This is a genomic window from Pseudomonas sp. NPDC089428, assembly GCF_044749325.1.
Lineage (GTDB): Bacteria > Pseudomonadota > Gammaproteobacteria > Pseudomonadales > Pseudomonadaceae > Aquipseudomonas.
Window position 1 is genome coordinate 1 of sequence record NZ_JBIVHT010000036.1, and the last position, 1,282, is coordinate 1,282.

Genomic DNA, 1,282 nt, shown 5'->3' on the forward strand with positions numbered 1-1,282 from the left:
CTGCGCCTGCGCTGCAGCGACGGCGTCGAAGGCATCGGCGAGGCCACCACCATCGGCGGCCTTGCCTACGGCTACGAAAGCCCCGAGGGCATCAAAGCCAACATCGACGCGTACCTGGCGCCCGCGCTGATCGGCCTGCCAGCGGACAACATCAACGCCGCCATGCTCAAGCTCGACAAGCTGGCCAAGGGCAACACCTTCGCCAAGTCCGGCATCGAAAGCGCCTTGCTCGACGCCCAGGGCAAGCGCCTCGGCCTGCCGGTCAGCGAACTGCTCGGCGGGCGTGTGCGTGACAGCCTGGAAGTGGCCTGGACCCTGGCCAGCGGTGACACCGCCCGCGACATCGGCGAAGCCGAACACATGCTGGACATCCGCCGGCACCGGGTATTCAAGCTGAAGATCGGCGCCAACCCGCTGGAGCAGGACCTGAAGCACGTGGTGGCGATCAAGCGCGAGCTGGGCGAGCGTGCCAGCGTACGTGTGGACGTCAACCAGTACTGGGACGAATCGCAAGCCATCCGCGCCTGCCAGGTGCTCGGCGACAACGGCATCGACCTGATCGAACAGCCGATCTCGCGCATCAACCGCGGCGGCCAGGTGCGCCTGAACCAACGCAGCCCGGCGCCGATCATGGCCGACGAATCCATCGAGAGCGTCGAGGACGCCTTCAGCCTGGCCGCCGAGGGTGCTGCCAGCATCTTCGCCCTGAAGATCGCCAAGAACGGCGGCCCGCGCGCCGTGCTGCGCACCGCGCAGATCGCCGAAGCGGCGGGCATTGCCCTGTACGGCGGGACCATGCTCGAAGGCTCGATCGGCACCCTGGCCTCGGCCCATGCCTTCCTCACCCTGCGCCAGCTGACCTGGGGCACCGAACTGTTCGGGCCGCTGCTGCTGACCGAAGAGATCGTCAACGAGCCGCCGCAGTACCGCGACTTCCAGCTGCATGTACCGCGTACGGCGGGGCTGGGGCTGAGCCTCGACGAACAACGCCTGGCGCGCTTTGCCCGCCGCTGAAAAACACACCCCCCTGTGGGAGCGGGCTTGCCCGCGAAACAGGCAACTCGGTGGATGGCACGGGCTTCGCCCGTGTTCGCGGCTGAAGCCGCTCCTACAGAGGGGCGCGCAAGCCTTTGGACATTTGCAAGACAGGAGAAAGCAGCATGCTGTTCCACGTGAAGATGACCGTGAAACTGCCGGTCGACATGGACCCGGCCAAGGCCGCGCAACTGAAGGCCGACGAGAAGGAACTGGCCCAGCGCCTGCAGCGCGAGGGCACCTGGCG

At 67.2% G+C, this 1,282-nt stretch carries 2 protein-coding genes; both read left to right on the forward strand.

What is annotated here, in order from left to right:
* The coding region (locus ACIPZ5_RS27715) for a muconate cycloisomerase family protein (RefSeq protein ID WP_400811808.1) at positions 1–1,014 on the forward strand (1,014 nt) is incomplete at its 5' end.
* A gap of 146 nt (positions 1,015–1,160) precedes the next feature.
* A partial coding sequence (locus tag ACIPZ5_RS27720) for a muconolactone Delta-isomerase family protein (RefSeq protein ID WP_400811811.1) occupies positions 1,161–1,282 on the forward strand: 122 nt, incomplete at its 3' end.